This window comes from Pseudomonas sp. WS 5532 (assembly GCF_012985445.1).
Classification (GTDB): Bacteria; Pseudomonadota; Gammaproteobacteria; order Pseudomonadales; family Pseudomonadaceae; genus Aquipseudomonas; species Aquipseudomonas edaphica.
In genome coordinates, this window is record NZ_JAAQWK010000002.1 from 636981 (window position 1) to 657179 (window position 20199).

At 60.7% G+C, this 20199-nt stretch carries 26 protein-coding genes; 4 read left to right on the forward strand and 22 right to left on the reverse strand.

Features of this window, described 5'->3' with window-relative positions; all coding sequences use genetic code 11:
* Positions 1-270: 270 nt before the first annotated feature.
* Genes HBO23_RS06550 through HBO23_RS06595 form a run of 10 tightly spaced genes read right to left on the reverse strand, consistent with a single transcriptional unit; the run spans position 271 to position 9835 of the window.
* Positions 271-1125: a DNA cytosine methyltransferase gene (locus HBO23_RS06550; RefSeq protein ID WP_170036910.1), complete on the reverse strand. Its 855-nt coding sequence runs from the start codon at positions 1123-1125 to the stop codon at positions 271-273.
* A gap of 4 nt (positions 1126-1129) precedes the next feature.
* Complete coding sequence (locus tag HBO23_RS06555; protein WP_170036912.1) at positions 1130-2101, reverse strand: hypothetical protein; 972 nt, start codon at positions 2099-2101, stop codon at positions 1130-1132.
* Positions 2086-2778 (reverse strand): hypothetical protein, encoded by a 693-nt coding sequence (locus HBO23_RS06560; RefSeq protein WP_170036914.1) that lies wholly within the window; start codon positions 2776-2778, stop codon positions 2086-2088. The genes HBO23_RS06555 and HBO23_RS06560 overlap by 16 nt, the downstream gene beginning before the upstream one ends.
* Positions 2775-3308, reverse strand: a complete 534-nt coding sequence (locus HBO23_RS06565; protein ID WP_170036916.1) for a DNA-binding protein — start codon at positions 3306-3308, stop codon at positions 2775-2777. Before HBO23_RS06565 ends, HBO23_RS06560 begins: the two co-directional genes overlap by 4 nt.
* Entirely contained in the window at positions 3305-4201 is an 897-nt protein-coding gene (locus tag HBO23_RS06570) for a hypothetical protein (RefSeq protein ID WP_170036918.1), read from the reverse strand. Before HBO23_RS06570 ends, HBO23_RS06565 begins: the two co-directional genes overlap by 4 nt.
* Positions 4202-4209: 8 nt before the next feature.
* Complete coding sequence (locus tag HBO23_RS06575; RefSeq protein WP_170036920.1) at positions 4210-5868, reverse strand: phage tail protein; 1659 nt, start codon at positions 5866-5868, stop codon at positions 4210-4212.
* Positions 5869-5876: 8 nt separating this feature from the next.
* Positions 5877-6401 carry a phage tail protein gene (locus tag HBO23_RS06580; protein WP_170036922.1) on the reverse strand — a complete coding sequence of 175 codons (525 nt, stop codon included), beginning with the start codon at positions 6399-6401 and terminating at the stop codon, positions 5877-5879.
* A complete protein-coding gene (locus tag HBO23_RS06585) occupies positions 6394-7566 on the reverse strand; it encodes a baseplate J/gp47 family protein (protein ID WP_170036924.1) in 1173 nt (390 codons plus the stop codon). The genes HBO23_RS06580 and HBO23_RS06585 overlap by 8 nt, the downstream gene beginning before the upstream one ends.
* Positions 7563-7880: a DUF2590 family protein gene (locus HBO23_RS06590; protein ID WP_170036926.1), complete on the reverse strand. Its 318-nt coding sequence runs from the start codon at positions 7878-7880 to the stop codon at positions 7563-7565. The genes HBO23_RS06585 and HBO23_RS06590 overlap by 4 nt, the downstream gene beginning before the upstream one ends.
* Positions 7877-9835: a phage tail tape measure protein gene (locus tag HBO23_RS06595; RefSeq protein WP_170036928.1), complete on the reverse strand. Its 1959-nt coding sequence runs from the start codon at positions 9833-9835 to the stop codon at positions 7877-7879. The genes HBO23_RS06590 and HBO23_RS06595 overlap by 4 nt, the downstream gene beginning before the upstream one ends.
* A 51-nt stretch (positions 9836-9886) precedes the next feature.
* Between HBO23_RS06595 and HBO23_RS06600 the strand changes: the two genes are divergently transcribed.
* Both HBO23_RS06600 and HBO23_RS06605 read left to right on the forward strand, forming a co-directional pair.
* Complete coding sequence (locus HBO23_RS06600; protein WP_170036930.1) at positions 9887-10117, forward strand: DUF4160 domain-containing protein; 231 nt, start codon at positions 9887-9889, stop codon at positions 10115-10117.
* Entirely contained in the window at positions 10105-10569 is a 465-nt protein-coding gene (locus HBO23_RS06605) for a DUF2442 domain-containing protein (protein ID WP_170036932.1), read from the forward strand. The genes HBO23_RS06600 and HBO23_RS06605 overlap by 13 nt, the downstream gene beginning before the upstream one ends.
* Positions 10570-10628: 59 nt before the next feature.
* Here the strand turns inward: HBO23_RS06605 and HBO23_RS06610 are convergent, their stop codons facing one another.
* The 12 genes from HBO23_RS06610 to HBO23_RS06665 form a co-directional block, all read right to left on the reverse strand.
* Positions 10629-10769, reverse strand: a complete 141-nt coding sequence (locus HBO23_RS06610; protein WP_170036934.1) for a hypothetical protein — start codon at positions 10767-10769, stop codon at positions 10629-10631.
* A gap of 23 nt (positions 10770-10792) precedes the next feature.
* Positions 10793-11080, reverse strand: a complete 288-nt coding sequence (locus HBO23_RS06615; protein ID WP_170036936.1) for a putative phage tail assembly chaperone — start codon at positions 11078-11080, stop codon at positions 10793-10795.
* Positions 11077-11346 carry a hypothetical protein gene (locus HBO23_RS06620; RefSeq protein ID WP_170036938.1) on the reverse strand — a complete coding sequence of 90 codons (270 nt, stop codon included), beginning with the start codon at positions 11344-11346 and terminating at the stop codon, positions 11077-11079. The genes HBO23_RS06615 and HBO23_RS06620 overlap by 4 nt, the downstream gene beginning before the upstream one ends.
* Positions 11346-11711, reverse strand: a complete 366-nt coding sequence (locus tag HBO23_RS06625; protein ID WP_170036941.1) for a DUF1353 domain-containing protein — start codon at positions 11709-11711, stop codon at positions 11346-11348. The genes HBO23_RS06620 and HBO23_RS06625 overlap by 1 nt, the downstream gene beginning before the upstream one ends.
* Before the next feature lies 1 nt (position 11712).
* Positions 11713-12162 (reverse strand): phage protein, encoded by a 450-nt coding sequence (locus tag HBO23_RS06630; protein WP_170036944.1) that lies wholly within the window; start codon positions 12160-12162, stop codon positions 11713-11715.
* Between the two features lie 3 nt (positions 12163-12165).
* The gene (locus HBO23_RS06635) at positions 12166-13281 is read right to left on the reverse strand and encodes a DUF2586 domain-containing protein (protein WP_170036947.1); all 1116 of its coding nucleotides are present in this window, start codon (positions 13279-13281) and stop codon (positions 12166-12168) included.
* A 12-nt stretch (positions 13282-13293) separates the two neighbouring features.
* A complete protein-coding gene (locus HBO23_RS06640) occupies positions 13294-13761 on the reverse strand; it encodes a phage virion morphogenesis protein (RefSeq protein ID WP_170036950.1) in 468 nt (155 codons plus the stop codon).
* Positions 13742-14197 carry a phage tail protein gene (locus tag HBO23_RS06645; RefSeq protein WP_170036953.1) on the reverse strand — a complete coding sequence of 152 codons (456 nt, stop codon included), beginning with the start codon at positions 14195-14197 and terminating at the stop codon, positions 13742-13744. Before HBO23_RS06645 ends, HBO23_RS06640 begins: the two co-directional genes overlap by 20 nt.
* A complete protein-coding gene (locus HBO23_RS06650; protein ID WP_170036956.1) occupies positions 14197-14658 on the reverse strand; it encodes a head completion/stabilization protein in 462 nt (153 codons plus the stop codon). Before HBO23_RS06650 ends, HBO23_RS06645 begins: the two co-directional genes overlap by 1 nt.
* 101 nt (positions 14659-14759) lie before the next feature.
* Positions 14760-15443: a phage terminase small subunit gene (gpM, locus tag HBO23_RS06655; protein WP_170036959.1), complete on the reverse strand. Its 684-nt coding sequence runs from the start codon at positions 15441-15443 to the stop codon at positions 14760-14762.
* On the reverse strand, positions 15440-16474 hold the full coding sequence (locus tag HBO23_RS06660) for a phage major capsid protein, P2 family (protein WP_170037071.1): 1035 nt from the start codon (positions 16472-16474) through the stop codon (positions 15440-15442). The genes gpM and HBO23_RS06660 overlap by 4 nt, the downstream gene beginning before the upstream one ends.
* Positions 16471-17274, reverse strand: a complete 804-nt coding sequence (locus tag HBO23_RS06665; RefSeq protein WP_170036962.1) for a GPO family capsid scaffolding protein — start codon at positions 17272-17274, stop codon at positions 16471-16473. The genes HBO23_RS06660 and HBO23_RS06665 overlap by 4 nt, the downstream gene beginning before the upstream one ends.
* Before the next feature lie 161 nt (positions 17275-17435).
* Here HBO23_RS06665 and HBO23_RS06670 point away from each other — a divergent pair, with 161 nt between their 5' ends.
* Together HBO23_RS06670 and HBO23_RS33770 are read left to right on the forward strand one after the other, a co-directional pair.
* The gene (locus HBO23_RS06670) at positions 17436-19424 is read left to right on the forward strand and encodes a terminase family protein (RefSeq protein WP_170036965.1); all 1989 of its coding nucleotides are present in this window, start codon (positions 17436-17438) and stop codon (positions 19422-19424) included.
* Positions 19336-20181, forward strand: a complete 846-nt coding sequence (locus HBO23_RS33770) for a phage portal protein (RefSeq protein WP_225933072.1) — start codon at positions 19336-19338, stop codon at positions 20179-20181. Before HBO23_RS06670 ends, HBO23_RS33770 begins: the two co-directional genes overlap by 89 nt.
* The last annotated feature ends 18 nt before the right edge of the window (positions 20182-20199 follow it).

Below are 20199 nucleotides of genomic sequence, written 5' to 3' on the forward strand. Positions count from 1 at the left end.
AGCGCATCAAGCTAGGGCCTGAAAATACCTTGCCTCGTTGGGAGTCTTCAACAATTCCCTAAAATGCACGTGTTCCGGTAAGCGCATTGAGGCAAGTACAAACTTGGAGGCTTCATGCCCCGATTTTGGCAGCTTCTATGGGCTCTCGTATTGAACGTGTTTCGCGCTCACAGCGTGTACCGTTTTATTCGAGATTGTTTAGACGACGTTTCCTAAATAGTGCTGCAAACAACGCCTCAGCCTTTGCTGGGGCGTTTTTTTTCGTCGAATTTAACCTGTACCCCCCATCAACCCCCGCCCAACCCACTCCGCCACCTGCGTAACAACGGCATTTCCGGCACCTAAAGCCTCCGCAAGGTTGGCCGCATCCAGTCCGAGGCAAAGCCCATCATTTTCAGCCTCTCGCTGCCGCTCAACCATCTGATCCCATCCGTGCGGATGAGCGACGAGAGTGGTACAGCCCATAGCGATCTGAGACCCGGCTTTGTTTGCCAATAAAGTATTGGCAGCCCAGGCATCCGCGGGCCGTGGCCAGTGCTGCGATTGAGACGCTGGAGATATTGCGTCCACTGGCGCGGCGTCAGCCAGGAGCTGGATGGGGGGCATGCGTCGATAACCGGCGACCAGGAATACGCGACGACGTTGCTGGGGGACTCCGAAATATTGAGCATTAAGCACTCGCCAAAATCCCACATACCCGCAGTCCGCAAGGGCCCGGATGACAGTCTCAAAGTCGCGGCTATCGTTGACAGCGAGCAGGTTAACGACGTTCTCAAGGACCACCCAGCGAGGTTGTGTTTCTTTGAGGATTCGTATGACTTCCCAAAACAATCCGCTGCGCTCGCCTTGCAGGCCTCGGGTGGCGCGATTGGTTTCTCGGCATCCGGCGATGCTGATGTCCTGGCAGGGGAACCCGGCGGTGATGACATCGACGGCAGACAAGTTGTGAGCGCCGCATTCGCGCACGTCTTCAAATTGGCGTGCATGGGGAAATCGATCGGCAAGCACAGCCCGGTTGATGGGGTTGAGCTCGACTTGCCAGGCGGTGCGGTATCCAGCGTTTTCAAATCCGACATCAAAGCCTCCGATGCCTGCGAACAGGCTGCCAATGGTGGGTTGCTGCATTCATTTACTCGGTGATGGTTTTCAATTGGGTGGCCAACGCCATGGCTGACGCGGCGTGGGTGGTGAATTCAACGGCGTTATCGGGCGGGGGCGTGGGGCCGTGTTTGTGGGCGGCGATGCCGGTGTTCATCTGTTCCAGCAGCTCAATCACGTCACACAGCACATGCAGCACGTTGACGCCTTCAGACCCTAGCCACGTTTTGCCGGCGACCAAGCGTTGCCCAATCGCGGCCACGCTTTCGCGCATGCCCTGGATCTGCTCCCGCATGTCGCCACCTACGGTCGCGTTGTGTGTTTGCCCCACCACCAGGTTCAAGTCTCGGCCTGTGGCCAGATGCAGATCATCGACGGCCGCCAAGCTGGCCGATCCGCCTGACAGCAGTTTCAACGCCCCCAACGCCTCGACGGTCTTTATCCCGCCCACCGACTCCGTGCTGTGGTCGTCGACTTCTACGGTGCTGACCTGATACCGCTCGGCGTTATCCAGCGCCTGCACCTGTCGCTCGCTCGCCTGATCCACAATTCGGGCATCGGTCACCCTCAACCAATTGCCCTCGGCATCCGCCCGTTGTTGCACGGCTTCACTGTGCTGCCACAACAGATCACCCTTCGGCACCCGTGGCAGGCTCAATCCGTGGGGCAGGATCTGCACAATAAATGGCTTGTTCGGCAGCCCATACGCAAAGCTGACCACCACTACGGCGCCTTCCTCGGGGAACGCATAAAACCCCATCTCGCTACCGCCGCCGGGAACAGGCAGCGCTACGCCCAGCAAGTGAGGCAACGAGGAATCAGGCTCACCGTCAGCACCCAGCACCTCCAGATCGACGGCATAGCGTGGACGGAAGTCGTCGCACAGCCCGGCGCTCAAAGGCGGATCGGCCACCGCCAGCACACGCGCAAAGCGCGGCAGATGGTAGGCGCCGGCCAGCTCCGGAAAGCGCCGTTCGACGATTCGGGTTACGGCTTCTTCCACTTGAGCACCATTTGCGTACCGGTAAGCGTCACAGCGGTGATGCGCTGCCCTTGGTTGATCATCGCGCCAGGTCGTAAGCCAGGCAGGGCGGCTATTTGGGCACTGTGGTTGCCTTGGTAGTTGTCGAACAGCTCGACCGGCAGCTGCAGCGCGGGCCGGGCGCCCCAGTAGCTGTCTGCCCAACTGCCGGCGTACACCTCGCCGTCACCTTGTTGGTGCCAGATAAAGTCTGGAATGTTGAACACGCGGGCCAAGCTATCCATAGCCTGGATACCATTGCCCAGGGAGTAGAAGCAGGGCACCCGGACTTTGGCGTAAGGCCCGTTTGGCACGCGAAAGCGCAGGCCGGTGAGGCGGCTGATCTCAATCAGCACAGCGGTTAAATCGACATGACGCAATGCCATGGGCAACGGATAGTCGAGAACGGCAGCCACCTCTCGGCAGAACAACACCTGTTCCTGGCTGTTAGCCGTGGTGCAACGCTCGACATAGCCGACAAAGTGCCTATGCAGAGGTTTGTCGTTGTAGCCCAGATCCAGTGTCACCAGCCCGCGTTGGGGCGTAGGGGATTTAATGGTTAAGCTCGCGCGGCCAGGCGTTCGCAGCTCCAGTCGCACATCGTGCTGTACCAGGTCAAAAGGCTGGCCGTTGATGTCTACCACTATATGGGCCTTCAAACCGCTGGCCCCACGTAGTCATCCACGCGCTTCAAGATGCGCTCAAAGCCATTGAGCTCGGGTGCATCGGGTTCAGTGGACGGCGCCGACACACTCTCCCCGGTTCCACCTTGTTGTTGCACGTCACTTGCCGGGCGGCGTGTCTCTACCCGCTCTGGGTTCGACAGCTTTTCAGTCAACGTAAATTGCACCCGCCAAGCCGACAGGCTGTCGTCTTCTCGTGCGGTGAGGGTGTCGCTGAATATCACCTGACGCACGCCGAAGGCCTCGGCCGTGTTGTTGACCACGCGATAGGTCTTGAGCTGCCCGCCGGCCACCGTGGCTTCCGCCAGGCGCATGATGTCCACCAGGTGGAGCTGATCGCGATAGGGGATCAACAATGAAACCGTCAATGCCTTGGGTTTGAAGCCCTTGTGCGCGCTGTCGGTATTGCTGGTCTGGCCCGACAGATCGTCACTTTCAATACGCAGATTGGCCGTAACCTTCAGTGTTTTGCCCCGCACCCTCTGACCATCGAGCAGCAATGTCATAGGCCTACCAGTTCCTGTACAAAGCTCAAACTCTCTTTCGACCCGACCAGCAACAACCCGGCACACAGCACCCATTCATGTCCCGGCGCAGACCCCGACAGCAACAACCGGCGCAGTTCGCCACCGTCCCCGGGGCCGACCAGGCGCGTGACCATGGCCGCATCCGGGCTCGGGTTGGCCAACTTGTCCTGCACCGCTTTCAATTGCTGGTTGCGGGCGTCAGCCTGAGCAAGTTTGCGCCCGGCCAACGCTGACAAGTCCGCCAATGGCGAGCTATCGGCCATATAGCTCTCGAGCGCGGACAGTTGGCCTGACAGCGACCGCTTGGCTGCTCTAGTTACGGTGCATCGCTCCAGCGGCAACGTGCCCCAGCCGGGAAGCGGCGCAGCGCTCGGCAACTCCCACTTTTCATTCTCCAGTCGTGAAAGCTGTCGGGCACGGTTCTCCGAGCGCAGCAGCGCGGGGATCGGCATTAGCGCATTGAAGCGCGACAGCGCGTTTGCCAACTGGTCGTAGCGCGTGGACAAGAACATCACCGCCAACGCAAACCCACTGGCGCCGTCCAGCAGCTTGTCGGCCATCAGTTGCACCAGGTTAGGGGCAGACAAGTACCGCTGATACCCACGGCCCTGGCCGCTCTCAAACGGTGTCACCACAAGGCACGCGGGCGCCTGGCCCATCTGCCCAGCCATGGCCGCGCGTCCGGCTGCGACGGCGGCTTTTGCAATCGGGCCCACAGGGCCGGGGCTGGTCGTCGCCAGCCCATCCAAACCGGCCAGGCGCTTGGCTGTCGCCAACGCTTCAGAACCGGCCAGGTTTTTTGCAGGCTCCAAATCATCCAGCCACTGTGTTGCCTGCGCAGGCCATCGCATGGCCACGGGTGTCCAGGTCATACCAAGCCTCAATACTTGATGCAAAACAGCAGGGCCATGTTGATAGGCCTGGCTTCGGTACCGCCCGAGGTTGCGACGGTGATGCCGTGGGTGTGGGCGGCTTGTGCGCCAATCGATGCCGCATGGGTGTGGTTGCCGGCCGCTCCAACAGCGATGGTGTGAACATGCGAGCCCGCCGACTCGGTGTACGCCAGGGAGTTGCCCGCATTGGCGGGGCTCACATAGGGGCCCGCAGTGTTATTGCCCGCAACCGCCTTCAGAAGGCCATGCTGGTGAGCCCCGGCCGCTTCGCTTGAAGCCGTGTGCAGGTGCTCACCATTTTCGCCAATCGCGACTGGGTGGCTGTGTTCGCCCGACTTGTCGGCAGTGGCCCTGTGAGCGTGCGCGGCGTTCTGGCCTTGTTGCACGCTGCCCAATGCCCGTTGTGGATCAGTCTCGGCGTCGTCACTCCAGGCGCGAGGGAACAGGCCGCGCATGTCCGGCAGGGTAAAGGTAGTTGCACCGTCACCTGCGCCGTAATCGGTGCCGATTACCGCGAAGAGTTTGGCAAACGCTTTGCGGGACACAGCCTCGCCGTTGCATTTGAGCCAACCGGTCGGCGCCGTGCTCATGGCAAAGCTCGCCACCATACCCACCAGCGGATCGACGATTTGCTGGTTCAGCTTATTCAGCGCCTTGGTCGTCGCCAGGATGTCGCTGCTGTCGCTGGCTGGATCATCGCTTTTGGCGTTGGGCAGTTGATCCAGGCCCACGTCTTTCTTGGTCGTGGCCCGTGCGCGCAGACCTTCATAGTCACCACTGCGCGCAGCGAAGTGCTGCACCAATGCCCCTCTGATCGGTTCAACAGCCCGAAGGTCCGTGACTGTCGAGGAGTCTGGTAGGCGCGCCAGAGGAATCAGGTAGTGCGCAATACCCGCAGGGTCTTGAAAGTCGGAAAGGGTTTCTCCCCAAGCGACGGACCACTGCACGGCAACGCTATTTTCATGGCGCACCAAAGCAACGTCCAAATAGGCATTGTTCGGATACTTGGGAGGTATCACCGGCCGGGTTTCGCCCAGCTCGATGCGTAAACCTTCCACAAGCGCCAAACCGGGCATGAGCTGATAACCATCCTCGACACTCACCAACTGCAAGCCTGCTCCCAAAAAGCACGCCCGCCCAAACACGTCCCGGTTCGACAGTCGTTCGCGCTCATCGATGTCTCGCAGGCGCACGGTGAAGTCGTGCTGCCAGGTGCTGGCGTCGATGGTCACACCGGTCAGTGCCTGTGCCCCGTCAAACATCAGCAGCATGTTGCGGGTAACGTTGTTGCCGATTTGGTGCGGCGGGATGTTCCGGCGCTTTTGCTGCAACGGTACATACGCGACCGACAACAGCACCTCGTCGGCGGCCTCCAGGCCGATCCAGTTCCAATCAAAGTCGCCGATGTCACTGCCCATCATCAGGCTGTACACCACCTGATTGGGGTTCACGAAGCCTTTCTGGGTAAAGGTCTGGGTATGTACGATTTGTTCGGGTGGCGGTTTTGGAGCGTCTCGATCTACCGGTTGTTCAGGGTCCAGATCAGGCACCAGGGCCAGCACAAACCGGGTTACCAGCAACGATTCATCGGCGGCCTGTTTCTGGGCAATCAGCCGTTCGCCGGCTTTTGTAATACGTGCGGGCATGCGGGTTCCTACAGCGTGGCAACCAGCGTCTGCTGGTCGTCGTTGAAGTCGGCCATGGCCACCAGCAGCGTCACTGGGGTGATGGTCACAAAGTCATAGCGTCGGCAGGTGCGGCCGTATTGCTGCACGATAACTCGCAGTAATTCGGGGTTGTCCGAGAGCTGGGAGTCCGAGAATTTGAGCAGCACCACATCCCAGTCCCGGTCGGGCAGGCGTTCCTCGATCTCGACGTAACCCACGCCCAAGCGGTTGAGGATGCGCATCAGCCCGGCCGTCGAACCGGCATCGACCGAGTTGATAAAGGCGAACCGCACACGCAGGCGATACAGGCTTTCCGGTTCGCCCCTAAAGCGCGTGATGTCCCGTTGCCAGGCGAGCAGGTCAAGAATGGTCAGGTGGCAGTGTTTGGGGTCCATTTGCAGCAGGGGCCACTGTATCCAGCCTTCGACGGTTTCCCACCATGCTTGGGCGGTGGCCTTGAGCTTGGCCAGCTCGCCGGCATTGAGCCAAAAGGGCAAGTTGAGCTTAAGCACCCATCACCACCGTCAGGCTTTTGAGCCTTGGAATATTCAGCTCAGAAAGAATGTCCCGCGTGGTGAACTCCAGTGAATCGATAGTGGGAAATTGCTCGTGCAACTCTTCGCCCAAACGGCTGATGGAAAAGCGTGATTGCGGGTAGGTCAGGGTCGGTTGAAAGTCATGCGCCGTGCTTTCGCGGAAGGCGGCGCGGATGAATTGCTCCACCTGTTCGTGCAGTTGCGGGCGCTGTTTGGCCGTCAGGTTCGCCTTGGGCCAGAGCGTTAGATGGACCGCGTGTTCAACTACCGGCATCACCAGCACCATCAGGTCATCGCCATGGCCATGGTTACCCAGCTCGCGAATATAGGCGTTGATTTGCTGCAGGTACTCGTCCGCCGGCACTCCTGCTTCAAACAGCACATAGGCATTGGCGCTGCCTGGGCCGCGGGGTGCCCCGTGTTTGAAGTACACGCCATCTGGGTGCACGCCGGGAAAGCTCGTGATAATGGCTCGGTACACGGCGTCGGTGTGGTACTGGTTTACCGCTGAAAACTGGTTGCGCACACGCAGGCGTAATTGATCGTTGGGCTCGGAATCGGCACCCGGTTGGGTCAGCCAACCGTCGGTATTCACCACCTGCACAATGCCCGGCACCGGCACCGGCAGAATCGCGTAATAACCCGGCGCCAGGTTATGGCCGCTGCCGGCTTCCGCCGCGTCGACCGGGATAGCCAGCTGCGATTCGCCGTCGGCAAAAGTACCCGGCAAGGTGGTAATCAGCTCGTAGACGTGCCCGTTGATCGCCGCCGAATGTACCCGCGTGCCAGCGGGCACTTCCAATGTTCCGGCCGATGTGGCGCGGATGAACAACACTTCGCCCTTGGCTTTGGTCGACGGCTTACGCTCTATGTTCACCGACCAGGCGAGCATGTCCAGCCAGGCGTCCACCGCGGTTTGCACGAAAAAGTTAGGTAGCACCCTGTCGGTGATGAAGTGGAGCAGCCATAGCACCGGCTTGGTCACCAAGGCGGTGATGATTCGCCAAAAAGGCGAATAGGCGCTGGTGTTGCTGATCTTGCTGCCGTGTTCGGCCGCTTCCTTTTCCCAGGCTTTTTTCAGTTCGGCCTCGGTGGTTGGGATGCCGGCATCGCGCAGCGCTTGTTTAAAATCCGCGCTCACACCGTCACCTTTACATCACCGAACTTCAACGTGGTGGCCGTTACCAGGTAGTCGCCCGGTGATTGCGGCAGCACCCGCGCAGTGCCCGGCACCAAGCGCTCATCGGCCTCTATTCGCAATTCCAGCTGTTGCAGGCAATCGCGCTGGCGCAGTGGGTCGCGTTCGGCGACTAAGGTCACCAGCAAACCACTTTCACGGATCATGTGTGCAATGTCCTGGGCAATGCTGGCGCGGTCATCAATCAGCAGCGGCTGGTTGGACGGATCCAGCACCAGGTCATTATTGGCAATCAGCAGGTCGACGTACTCGCTCATCCGGCCATCCCCATCAGCCCTTCGAGTTCGTGGGCGGTCATCGGTTTGTTGGTGTGGATCTCGATTTTTTCCACATGGGTGCCCCGGTTCTGGGTGGCGGTGTTCTGAATATTCGTGAGCAACCCGCCCGGTGGAACTGAAGTGGCGCGGGTGGGTGATAGCGAAGGGATTGCCGCGTTGATGGTTTGCTGGGCACGTTGCGCCGCGTCGAGGCTTTCCAGGTTGGGTCCGGCCGGCAGGTCGCCAAACTGGGCTTTGATATCAACGCCAGGGATGGTGTTGAGCAGGGCGATCAGGCGGTTGATGGCGCCATGAAAGACCGCCACGATTCCGTCCCACGCGGCTTTGGCCATGCCTGACCAACCGCCCATGGCGTCGAACCATGCAGACAGTGCTGTCAGCTGTTCGCTGACCCACTCGAACGCGGCTGTCTCCATCAGCGCGCTGGTCCACTCGTCCCAGAAGTACACAGCGGCAACGATGACCGCCACCAAAGCGACGATGCCCAGCACGATCCACGTCACCGGGTTGGCCCAGAGCGCTGCGTTAGTCAGCCAGATAGCCGCCTGCCACAACAGCATCGCGCCTTTGACCAGACCAAACCACAACACCAGCGAAGCCAGGCCCGCCACGTACAACGTCACCAGCAGAATCTGCATCAGGAAGGCGCCCACGTTGCGCCACGCCACCAGGCTAAGCAGTTTCCACAGCGCGATTACCGGGATGGCAACCGTGCGCCACACGCCAAAGGTAAAGGTCAGCAGGGCGACGATGGCGGTTAGGCCGATGACGCCCAGAGCGGTCAGGCCTATGACCCGCGTCAGATTGGGAAACAGCGTGGTCCAACGCACGACAGCAGCGCCGCCTTCGGCCAGCCGCTCGATGATTGGGTTAAGGGTTGGCAGCAGCTTCTGGCCGAAGGCAATGCGCACCGCCAGAATCGCGTGTTCAAAACGCTCCCACGGGTCGGCTATGGTTTTGGCCATCTTCTCAGCCTGTTCCATGCCTTTGACCTTACCCAGTTGGTCGATGCTGTTGGCCAGGTCGCCGGTTTTTGGTAGCAGTTGCGTAATCAGCCCCATGGCCTGTTTGCCGCCGAAAGCTTTGCTGATCAAGTCAGTTTCGGCTGCATCCAGTTCGCCAAATTTGGCGTTCAGCTTGCCGAGGATGTCGAGCATGGGCAGCAGTCGCCCCTGGCTGTCGGTGAACGACAACCCCAGCTTGGCCTGCGCGCCGTAGGCCCCGGCGAGAAACGCGCGGTACTTGGTCCCGGCTTCACCGCCGCTCATGGTCGCCTGCAGCGTGCCAAGAATGGCCATCTGTTCGGCAGCTTGAACACCCGCCGAGGTCGCACTGGCGCCGAGTGCGGTAAAGGCACTGCTCATGCCTTGGCCGGTGGTCTTGAACATTTGCACCGCCGTCGCGGTTTGCCCAGTCAGTTGCTCCACCCAGGCGGTTTTGCCCATGGCGTCGGCTTGCTTCTGAAAGATGCCGTACATCGTGCCGACGTAATTGGTGATGGTCGCCGCATCAGCCTTGGTGCCCTTGGCCAGCACGTTGGAAGCGTTGGTAAACACCGCCAATTGATTGCCCGTCAGCCCGGCGATTGCGCTTTGAATGTCATAGGCCGAGCGCACGAACGCGGTGGCGCTCTCGCCGTAGCCAATACTGAACTGCAGCGATTTGGTGTTAAGCAGCTCCAGCGCATCCGCTGCTACGCCCAGGCTCTCGACCTCGCCCAGTGCCGCGTTCTGGCCCAGCGCGGGCGCCATCGCAGTTTTGAGCGCATGCGCCGCGCCGACCATGCCGGCCAGGCCCACGCCCATCTGGATGATCCCTTTTTGGCCTTGACTCGCCATGTCGCTGAAGCTGGTTTTGACCTTGCCCAGGGGCTGACTTACGCGGTCTACCAGGCGCAGGATGAAGTCGAGTTTGCTGGTGGCGGATGCGCTCATGACCACGTCCAGGCACTTGATGTATCGCCAAATTGGCGATATGGTAAGGGCATGTCTACCAAACACCGATTTCGCGACAAGTACCGCATAGAGCTGCGGGAAAAGGACCACCTGCCGCCCCACGTGCACTTGACGGGCGGCGGCGTCGATGTCTTGATAAGCCTTGAAACATGTGAGGCGATGCTGGGCCGCGCTCCAACGGTGGTGCTGAAAGAGGCTTTGGCCTGGGTGCGAGCGCACCAAGACGAATTACTGGAGGAATGGCATAAATGGCATCCATGAAACGCCCCCGCCTGCGGGCTGTGCAGGCGCGTTCCGGCCATGTGCTGGAGCTGACATTTATAGATGGCCAACAATTTTTGCTGGATATGAGCAAGGACGTGGCTACCTACCCAGGGCTCAAACCGTTGCAATCGGCCACTGTGTTCAAAGGTGCGACTGTGGGCGACGGCGGATGGACGGTCGAATGGCCTGAACTGGATATCCAGATTGGTGCGGACACGCTCTATCTGGACGCCCTGGCTCAAGCTGCGCCGGACGAAAACACGCGCATTTTCATTGGCTGGCGCGCGCGTAACGGTCTCAACCTGACGCAAGCTGCCGAGGCGCTGGGCGTCGGCACACGAAGCATCACCCGTTACAGCAACGGTCGTGAAGCGGTGCCCCGCACGTTGGCGCTGGCTTGCCTGGGCTGGGAGCATCTGAGAGAGCATCCACAATTGAAGCGTGCTTGATGCTTGAGCAACCATGCTGATCACGTAGCCCCCGAACCCCGCCCAGTGCGGGGTTTTTATTAGCCTTTCAATGCCACAGCAATCCCGTTTGCCACGGCGATTTCCATGCGTTTCCAATACTCGCTTTCCAGCCACATGGCCGTGCCCAGGTTGTCTGCCGTGGGCGCGGCGCCAGGTAGCCAGCGTTCGGTCAGGGCCATGAGCTGGCCCAGGCTGTCGTCGCCTAAGCGGTCAGCACGGCCGAGGGCTTTTTTACGACGACTTCGACATCCGGCGCGTACTCATCCAGCAGCGTGCCGGCCAGTTGCATCACGAACACCGGGTTAGCCAGCAGTGGGCGCAGAGCGTCTTTTTGGGCGGGTAACACCGTGGTTGTGAGCAGGTTGTTGGACGGCGCCACTTTGTTGTTGGCGGTGATGGCGTTGAAGTACTTGGTCACGTCCTGGGGCGCCAGGGTAAAGGTGAATTCCTGATCACCGATTTCCAGGGTGATGTCGCGGCGGTCGCTCATGGCGTGGTCCTTTGGTTGAGGTTGGAAAAGTAGGTGTCCAGGCACTGCTCGAGGCGTTTTTCGAAGCGGTGTTCGAGCTTGTCTAATGCCTTGTCGAAGGCTTCCAGGCGGCCGTTATGGGTGGCCATCTCGATGCGCAATTCCAGGTTCTCGCGGCGGGCAGCATTGACCTGGCGGAACAGGTAAATCTGGAAGCCGGCTACCCAGGTCAGTACCAACTCGGTGAGCAGCAACATGATGCTGATATGCAGCGGGGATATTTCCATCAGGGTTTGCCCCATGCACCGCGCCCGCCCAAGCGCACGGCCTGCCACATCAGCCAGGCCACCACTGGGCGCGTGCCTTCTTCCAGCAGCGCCTCGTAGAAAATCCGGTCGGCCTCGCGCTTGGTGAAACGGTGGGCCTGATCGCCGTATAGGTAGTCGTGTACGACAGCGGGGCGGCGGACTGTCGGAGCTTGGGTGTCCACCCACCGACGGGCGATGCGCGGTACGCTGGCCAGGTCTGACAAATACCCGGCGGGGACCCGGATCGGCCGGCCATCACGGGTGCAGTACAGCAACGGCTGGATCACTTCCCAGCGCGCATCCCCAGGCCGATGGCGTAACTCAAGATGACTTTTAAACGGCATATCAGCGCAGGCCCTCGATCTCGGTGGCGTCCAGGTACGGCACGCCATTGATACGGATAAAGTCCGGGCTGGTGACGTCGAACGGCACCTTGTGCATCGATTTCTGCCCGCCCTTGGGGTCGATATCCAACAGGCTGGAAATTTTCAGCCGACAGCCGAAGGCTTCGACGCGCAGTTCATCGGTGGCGGTCTTGGCAAAAAATAGCGTGTCGAAGGGTTCCAGCTTGCGGAATGAACCGGCGCGGTTCGCTGCCTGGATCAGCAGCCCCAGGTTGGCGCTATCCAGTTCGAATTCGCCACTGGCCGCAACATCACCGTCCACATACCCGTCGGGCACGCCTTTGGTCTGCGCCACGGCGCTGTTGTCGGTGATGTCGAGGGTGGCTTTCTCGATATGCACCTGCAGGTCGCCCAGGCTCACATCAAAGTTCATACCGCTGATTCGGGCCATGGGTTATTTCTCGTCGTCCAGGGAAAGGTCCAGGGCGATGTTTGCCGTCAGGTCCTTGGGGCAGTTGTAGGGGCGGATGAGCAGATAGGCTTCGATGGTGGTTCGGTTCTTCCACACCAGCGTGATGGCGCCGTCTTTGGGCGGCTGGATATCGCCGGGAAACTGTTGGCCGGCAAAGGTCACGCTTCGCGACATTTCGCGCAGCGGGCGCATCAATTTCAGCTTGGTGGTCGCCATGCTGGTGGGCGTGTTGTTGACCTTACGATCGGCCACCATCTGGATCAGCAAAATACGCACGCGGCGTGCAGCCCTATCGGCGATACGCAGGTTTTCCACCACGGTGTAATCACTGCCCGGCGCGTCCAGCAGGTTGGCGTCACCCCAATACTCACCGGGGTAGTCCGGGTAGGTTTGAGGGACAGACAGGCGCATTTTGTCCAGCTCGATGAGTGTGGATGACGGCAACGGTTGGCCAGTTTTATCCACAGGCACCGCGCCCAGGCCAACCAAAGCACCCGTGGCCACGCGCATCGGGCTGTCGGCGATGCTGACCTCGGCATTCGCCAGACGCCCGGCCAGCACGCCCAAGTTATTGCCGTGCAGTTGTGGTACCACGATAACGCGGTTGGCCAATACATCGGCCACCAGCGCGCGCTGTTCCAGGCGGTAATCCGCCCATTCCTGCGCGGGCTTGATGCCGTGGCTGGCGGCGATGAAGAATACGCGCCGGCCAAAGCCGTTGATCAGGTTCACCGCTGCGGCGTGCATGTCGCGCACGTCGCTGCTTTGGGTGATGGGCTTGGTGATCACCACGGCTTCAACGGATGCACCTGTGTCCTGGGCCATGTCCAGCGCGGCTTTCCAGTCGCCATCGGCGGCGAGCGGCACGGCGGCGCAAGCCCAGCGGTCGCCGCCGTTGTTACGGGCGGCGGTGATCTGGGTTTTCAAATCGCTGGCCGCCGTACCCAGCTCGGCGTCCAAATCGCTTTGGGTGTTGAGTGCCAAGAGCTTGCCGACGTTTTTGGTCGCCGGGCCGATAAACAGAAAGTGCCGTTCAATCGCCGTCACCGGGCCTTGGCCCAGGTTGAGATTGTTAACGCTGACTTGACCTTGAGCCATGGGACGGCCTCTTTACCTGGGCGATTGAAGGGTCTGTTGCAACACGGTGCTGACGATTTCGCGTATGTCTTGCGGGTCGGCGCCGAGGGTTTCACGGGCTGGAAGCTCGATCTTCCAACTGCGCCGTTTGTTACGGGCGGTCACTTCGGTAGGCAGCCCCAACTGGTGTTCGCGGGCAATGCGTGCATTTCGGCGTTGGCGCCAACCCAGGGTGGCGGCGTCGGGTGAAAGTCTGGTCACCTGCAGGCGCGTGCTCAGACGGCGCAGCATCTTGCGACGGCTCTTGTGTTTGCGTGGCGCGAAGGGCGAACCATCCAGATTGCGCTGTGCGCTAATCCGCCGCGTGTTGCGTGTGCGCAGGCGCTTGCTGGCGTTGTTCAGCAATCGCCGACGTTTAGCCGGCGGCAGGGCCAGCAGCTGCAGGCACTGCTCGGCCTCGATCAGGCCGCGAATGTCGAAACTAAGCAGCGGGGCGGTCATGGCTGACGGCTCCTTGTTCTGCGATCCACAGGTCATACGGCACAAATGCCCAGCGTTTGCCGAACGCCTCGATCTCGCCGTTGGCGGCTTCGGCCAGATGCAGCGGCTCGATAAAGTCCAGTTGCACTTCAACGTCGGCGACATCGGGCGTCAGCTGATCGATCTCAATCACTGGCGCGGGCAACGGGTCGTCTTCGCGGCCGGGGTCGTTTGCTTCAAGCCATGAGCCCAGCAACGCCATCAAGCGCGCAGGGTTGTCGGCAAAACGTGCAATCACGATGACCGCGCGGTAACGCATGTCGCCCATGTGCAAACCTTGCTCGGTGGGCTTCCAGTTCAGCGTTAGCGTGACCTGCTCGGCCCAGCTGTCGAACTGCTCGGGTGCGACCATAAAGCGGTCCACCAAGTAGCGGGTGAGGGCGCGCAGCTTGTCCATCAGATCAACTCCGCCGTGACGCGGCTGCGGCCTTGGATCAGTCGCACGGCCTGTTGGCTGAACGCCAGGAACCGCTCCTCGGTTTCCGGTGCTTCCTTCGCCAAATTCTCGGCCGACTCGCGGCGGATAAAGCTCGCGAATTGGCTTAACAGGTAGGCCTTGGCTCGGCAGTACACGGCGCGTTTGTAGCTGGCGGCCATGAAGGTGCGCTCAGGCAAAATCATTGGGTCGGCGCTCGCAACGTGCTGGATGCCGTTTTTTTGCCATTGAGCTTTGCGTCGGGCCAGGTCGTGGTTGACTTCGCCCATGGCCAGGGCGATGCCGTCCACCAGCAGTTCCACCAGGTATTCCGCCGGCAGCCGGTAACCGCGCTGAAACTCAGCCACGTCCAGGTCGGGCCAGAAGCCGTCATTGGTGATCGGCTGGGCGATCAAGGTGGTGGGTCTACCGGAAAAACTCATGGGTGGCGGCTCGCTCAAAATAAAACGCGGGGGTGGCTGCTTGTGGTCATTGGTACAGGACCATGGCCTCGGCAGGCCCCCGCTGGGGGGGTAAGTCGGTTTCAGACGGTCTGTCGGCGCAGGGCTTTGGTGGCGTCTTCGTGTCGGGTTTTCACGCCGATGCCGGGGTACAGCGCGACGGCGCGCTCAAAGTGGGTGATGGCCTGTGCCCATTGCTTCTGGTCCATGGCCAGGATGCCGAGCAACTTGTGGTAGCGCGCCGGGATGCGCTCGAACAGCTGCCATTCACCGTCTACGCGGGGCAGCAGTTGCGACAGGTAGGGCTCGGGGCTGCGTTTGGCTTCGTACTCGGCTTCGGCCCAATCGATCATCGCGTCGGCGATAAAGGTGGGGATATCGCGCTTGAAGCGCTCGGGCATGACTTGGCGTTGTTGCAGGGCGAAGTCGGCCAACTCTAACCCCGCCTCGAATAGCTCGGTGTCGAACAGCCACACCAGCACCTGCATCAGCACCGGGTTAGGGTGGTTCAAACCGGATTCGCGGTAGCGCTGCACGTAGTCCAGGTACTTGGGCAGCAGCTCGTCGCGCTTGAGGCGTTGGCGCTCGCCCATGTTGTTGAGGTCGGACAGGCGCGCGCAGTCTTCGGCCAGGGCGGTGGTCATCAGCGCCAAGTGCTTTTGGGCGTTGGCAGGTCCTGCCAAGGCCGTGCCGGGGGTGTAGACCTCGGCGTACACGACGGGGCCTTGCTCCAGCACGCGCTGTTTGTGTTTGAGGGCCAGGCTCATGCCTCTGGCTCCACGAACTCGACGTTGCCCGCCTCGATGCCGGCGAACTTGCCCAACTGCTCGACCACATAGCCTTCGTTGCGGCTGTTGTAGTCCTCTGCACGAGAGCGCTTGGGGTTTTCCAGTAGGTGACGGCGCCATGAGCTGTCTTGAAAGTAGATCGACAGGTTATCGAACGAAGTCACCACTACGCCCTTGGCCGGAAAATGCGGACAGGTATAGGAGGGCAGGCCGCCGTAGGTGTCGATCACCTGGGCCAGCTCGATTTTGGTTTTTTCGCTGGGGGTGTGGCCTTGCTTGGCGTACAGCTTGCCCTTGTCGTGGGCCAACAGGTCACGGCCGACGATCGCCACCAGGTCGCCGCCGTCGCGGAATTCCTCGTCAATCATTAGCGACACGTCGTGCACCAGGCTGTCGAGGTTCACATAGTCGCCGCCGATGCCCAGGCGGATTTTGCCCTTGGTCGCGCCTTCCACCAGGATCTGCTGGGCGGCTTGTTCGCGCACGATCTGCAACCAGCCGATGTTCACATCCTGCAAGAGCGGGAAGGCTTCGCGGTCGGTGTCGGGCGCGACCTTGACGCCATGCCAACCGACCATGATGCGGTCGAGGGCGATCTGGCGGCGCACGGCGGCCGTGTAGCGTTGGGCAAAGTCCTTGAACTTGGCCCAGGCGTCGATGGTGGCGAACTTGAGGGTTACGTCGCTGTGGGTGTCGTGCAGCTCGTAGCCCTTGCCATCCAGCCCCAACACATTGCGCGGCTCGCGGTCTTTTTTGTCGGTGTCGGTGCGCCCGGTCACGGTGCCGTTGACGCCCATCATGACTTTCTCGCCCTTGATCTCGTTCACGCCGATGACGTTGATGCGCTGTAAAAACGCCGAGCTGAGGGTGATCTGGTCGTTGAGGGTTTGCGCCAGGCTGGGCTCGACGTTGAACTCTTCGCGGGACGTTTTCACGCCATAGGTCTGCGCGATGCGGGTTTGCAACGCGTGGTAGCGCTGGCGGCCGATGGGGCTGAGTTGGCTCATCAGTAAACGGGCTCCAGTTCTTCGGTGACAGGGCCGGTGCTGTGGGGGATGACTTGGCCGCTGCCCTGGTTGAGCGCGGCGTTAAAGGTGGTGTGGAGCTTTTCCAGCGAGGTTTTCAGGCTGTTGAACTGCTCAGCGGTAACTTCGGGTGCTTGCGGTTCTGCTGGGGCCGGTGCGACCTGTTCTAGGCGCGTGGCCACGCTGTCGAGTTTGTCCACGGCGGCGGCGAAGGCTTCGGCGGTTTTTGGGTCCATGGCGGGCGTCTCGGGTTTGGGAGTGTGTTTGCCGCTCAACTGGTGAAACAAGCGGGTAACAAAGTTGAGGGCTGATTCATCGCCCAGGTCTGGCGGGAGCAAGTCGCCCAACGGTTCGACGGAAGCGAAGTAATTGCCTGTGTCAGCGCGCCGGGAAAAATGCAGCGGCTCGGTGCCCAGGCTGGCCGGGTCATCGGTGATGGCAAGGCCGCGCAGGTAGGGCTTGCCGGTGTCGGCGAACTCGGGCTGGATTTCGATGCTGGTGAACAACTTCTGCGCTTCTTTGTTGAGCTGCAGCAGCCTGTCGTTAGGTGAGAGCTTGGCGAACAGGGCGACTTTGCCGCCGTCCACGTCTTCGGCTTTAACCTCGACCACACTGCCAAAATTGCCCATGTAGCGGATGTGTTCGAACCAAATCACAGCGGTGTAGACCGCCGGGTCGTAAGCGTTGGCCATGTCCCGCAGGTCCTGCGGATTGATCGTGCGGCCGTCGGCGGTTTTGCCGCTGGTGGCGACACGTTTCCAATCAGAAACAAGGGTGCGGGGCATGGGCTTATCGCTCGGCGTTGGTGGTAATGGCCGTCACGATAGGCAGCCAGAACCTCCCGAACAAACGGTTCGGCTGCGCGCTATTCCTACATTGAACAGGTAGGAATGCTGAGGTTTTTCAACGCGGGTTTGCGCGGATTTGGCTGCATAGACTGCGGCTCATGCCCTACTCGATTGAAGTCAAAGACGCGGCCAGACGCCTTTACTTGCGCCGCTGCAAACCGCGTGAAATTCAGGCCGAACTCAAGTTGGCCAACGTGCGCATCGTTTACTACTGGATCGCCAAAGGCGGCTGGGACGAGCTGCTGACGGATGAGGAACCCCTGACGGCGGTGAGCCGGCGCATAACCTTGATGCTGGAAAGGCCTGGCGCCCTGTGCAAAGCCGAGCTGGATGAGCTGGACCGCCTGACCACGCTGCGCGAGCGGCTGCTTAAGCAATGCAGCAAACACGCAGCGCCGACTGAACCGAGCAGGGACAAAAGTGACCGGCCAAAGCGCAAACCCAGGACCGTCAAAAACGATATCTCCACCCTCACCGAATTGGATTTCGTGGAGAAATTCACCAGCAGGCTGTTCGGCTATCAGAAAGAACTGTTTGCCGCCAAACAGAACCCGCTGACCCGGCGCATTCGCAATGTCCTCAAATGTCGGCAATCCGGCCTGACCTACTACTTCGCCGGCGAAGCGTTCATGGACGCGGTACTGACCGGCGATAACCAGATGTTTCTGTCTGCCAGCCGCGCGCAGTCGGAGATATTCCGCAATTACATCATTGGCTTTGCCCGTGAATGGTTCGGCCTGGAGCTGACCGGTAACCCGATCATCTTGAGCAACGGCGCCGAGTTGCGCTTTTTGAGCACCAACAGCAGCACGGCACAGGGGTATCACGGCCATGTGTATGTGGATGAATACTTCTGGATTCGCGACTTCGCCAAGCTCAACACCCTGGCCGGGGCGATGGCCACCCACAAGAAGTGGCGCAAAACCTACTTTTCGACGCCCAGCGCGACCAGCCACCAGGCCTACCCGTTCTGGACCGGCGACGACTTCCGCCGCGGCAAACACAAGCTCGCCAGCAAGCCGTTCCCCGGCGAGGCCGAGCTACGCCAGGGCGCGCTGTGCCCGGATGGCCAGTGGCGCAAGATCATCAACATTCACGATGCCATCGCCGGTGGCGGCGACCTGTTCGACCTCGAGCAACTGCGGCTGGAAAACTCCGATGAGGTGTTCGAGCAGATCTACCTGTGCCAATTCATCGACAGCACGCAAAGCGCGTTCAGCCTGGCGGACCTGGAACGCTGCTACTCCGACCAATCGCTATGGACCGACTATGACGCCGACCCGAAAGCCGAACGCCCCTTCGGCAATGCCCCGGTGTGGATTGGCTATGACCCCAGCCGCACCCGCGACGATGCGACCTGCGTGGTGGTGGCGCCGCCGCTGGAGCAGGGCGGCAAATTCCGCATCCTGGAAAAGCATTCCTGGCGCGGCCACTCGTTCACCTATCAGGCCAGCCAAGTCAAAAAGCTTTGCGACCGTTTCAACGTGCAGTACATCGGGATCGACATAACGGGTGTCGGCTATGGCGTGTTCGATCTGGTGCGCGACTTCTTCCCGCGCGCCACGCCGATCCACTACAGCCTGGAAACCAAAAACACGCTGGTACTTAAAGCTCAGGACACGATCCAAGGCCGCCGTATCGAATGGGACGCCGGCTGGAACGACATCGCCGCCGCCTTCCTGACCATCAAACGCGGCGCCACCACCAGCGGCCAGATCACCTACAGCGCATCACGAACCGACGCCACCGGCCACGCCGACATCGCCTGGGCGGTGATGCACGCGCTGGCCCATGAACCCCTCAACGTCAACAAGAAGCGGCGCAGCCGCTGGTCAACCCTCGAAGGCAGCCATGAACGATCCCACGCCACCGGCCATTCCCGCGCGACACAAGGTAAAGACGTTCAGCTTCGGCGCGCCCGAGTCGGTGCTGACCGGCAACCTGGGCGAATACATGGGCGTCTTCGCCAGCGACGACGGCCAGCTTTACACGCCGCCCGTGTCCCGCACCGGCCTTGCCAAACTGCTGCGCGCCAATGCCCACCACGGCACCATTCCGCGCTTCAAGCGCAACCTGCTGCTGCGTGACTTCGTGTCCTCAGCCGGGTGCAGTACGCAGACCATGGGCCGTGCGGCGCTGGATTTTATGGTGTTCGGGGAGGCGTACTTTCAGCGTAAAACCAACGTGCTGGGGCAGGTGCTGGAACTGGAGCATCTACCTGCGTTGAACATGCGCAGAAAGGTCGGGGGCGGGTTTGTGCTGCTGTTGCCAGGTGGCAAGCAACTGCACTTTGAAGAGGACCAGGTGGAGCATGTGATGGACTACGACGTGGAACAGAACATCTACGGCGTGCCGGATTACTTGGGCGGGATGCACGCGCTGCTGCTCAACGAATCGGCCACCTTGTTTCGGCGCCGGTATTACAACAACGGCGCGCATGCCGGATTCATTTTCTACACCAATGACCCGAACCTGTCGGAAGCGGATGAGGAACGCATGCAAAACCAGATAGGGGCGAGCAAGGGCGTGGGGAATTTTCGGTCGTTGTTTGTGAATATACCGGGGGGAGGGGATAAGGCTATTCAGATCATTCCGGTGGGGGATATCGCGACTAAAGATGAGTTTGAGCGGATCAAGAACATCACGCGTAATGATGTGATTGCAGCATGGCGGATGAACCCGGCGCTGGCGGGGTGTATGCCTGAGAATGCGGCGGGGTTTGGGGATGTGGAGAAGATTGACCGGGTGTACACCAACAACGAGATAAGGCCGATCAGGCAGTTGTTTTTGCAGCTGAATGGTCGATTGCGTAGGGACAGGCATGTAGGGTGGGCAGACGGTTGATGGTGATCTACCTGAAGC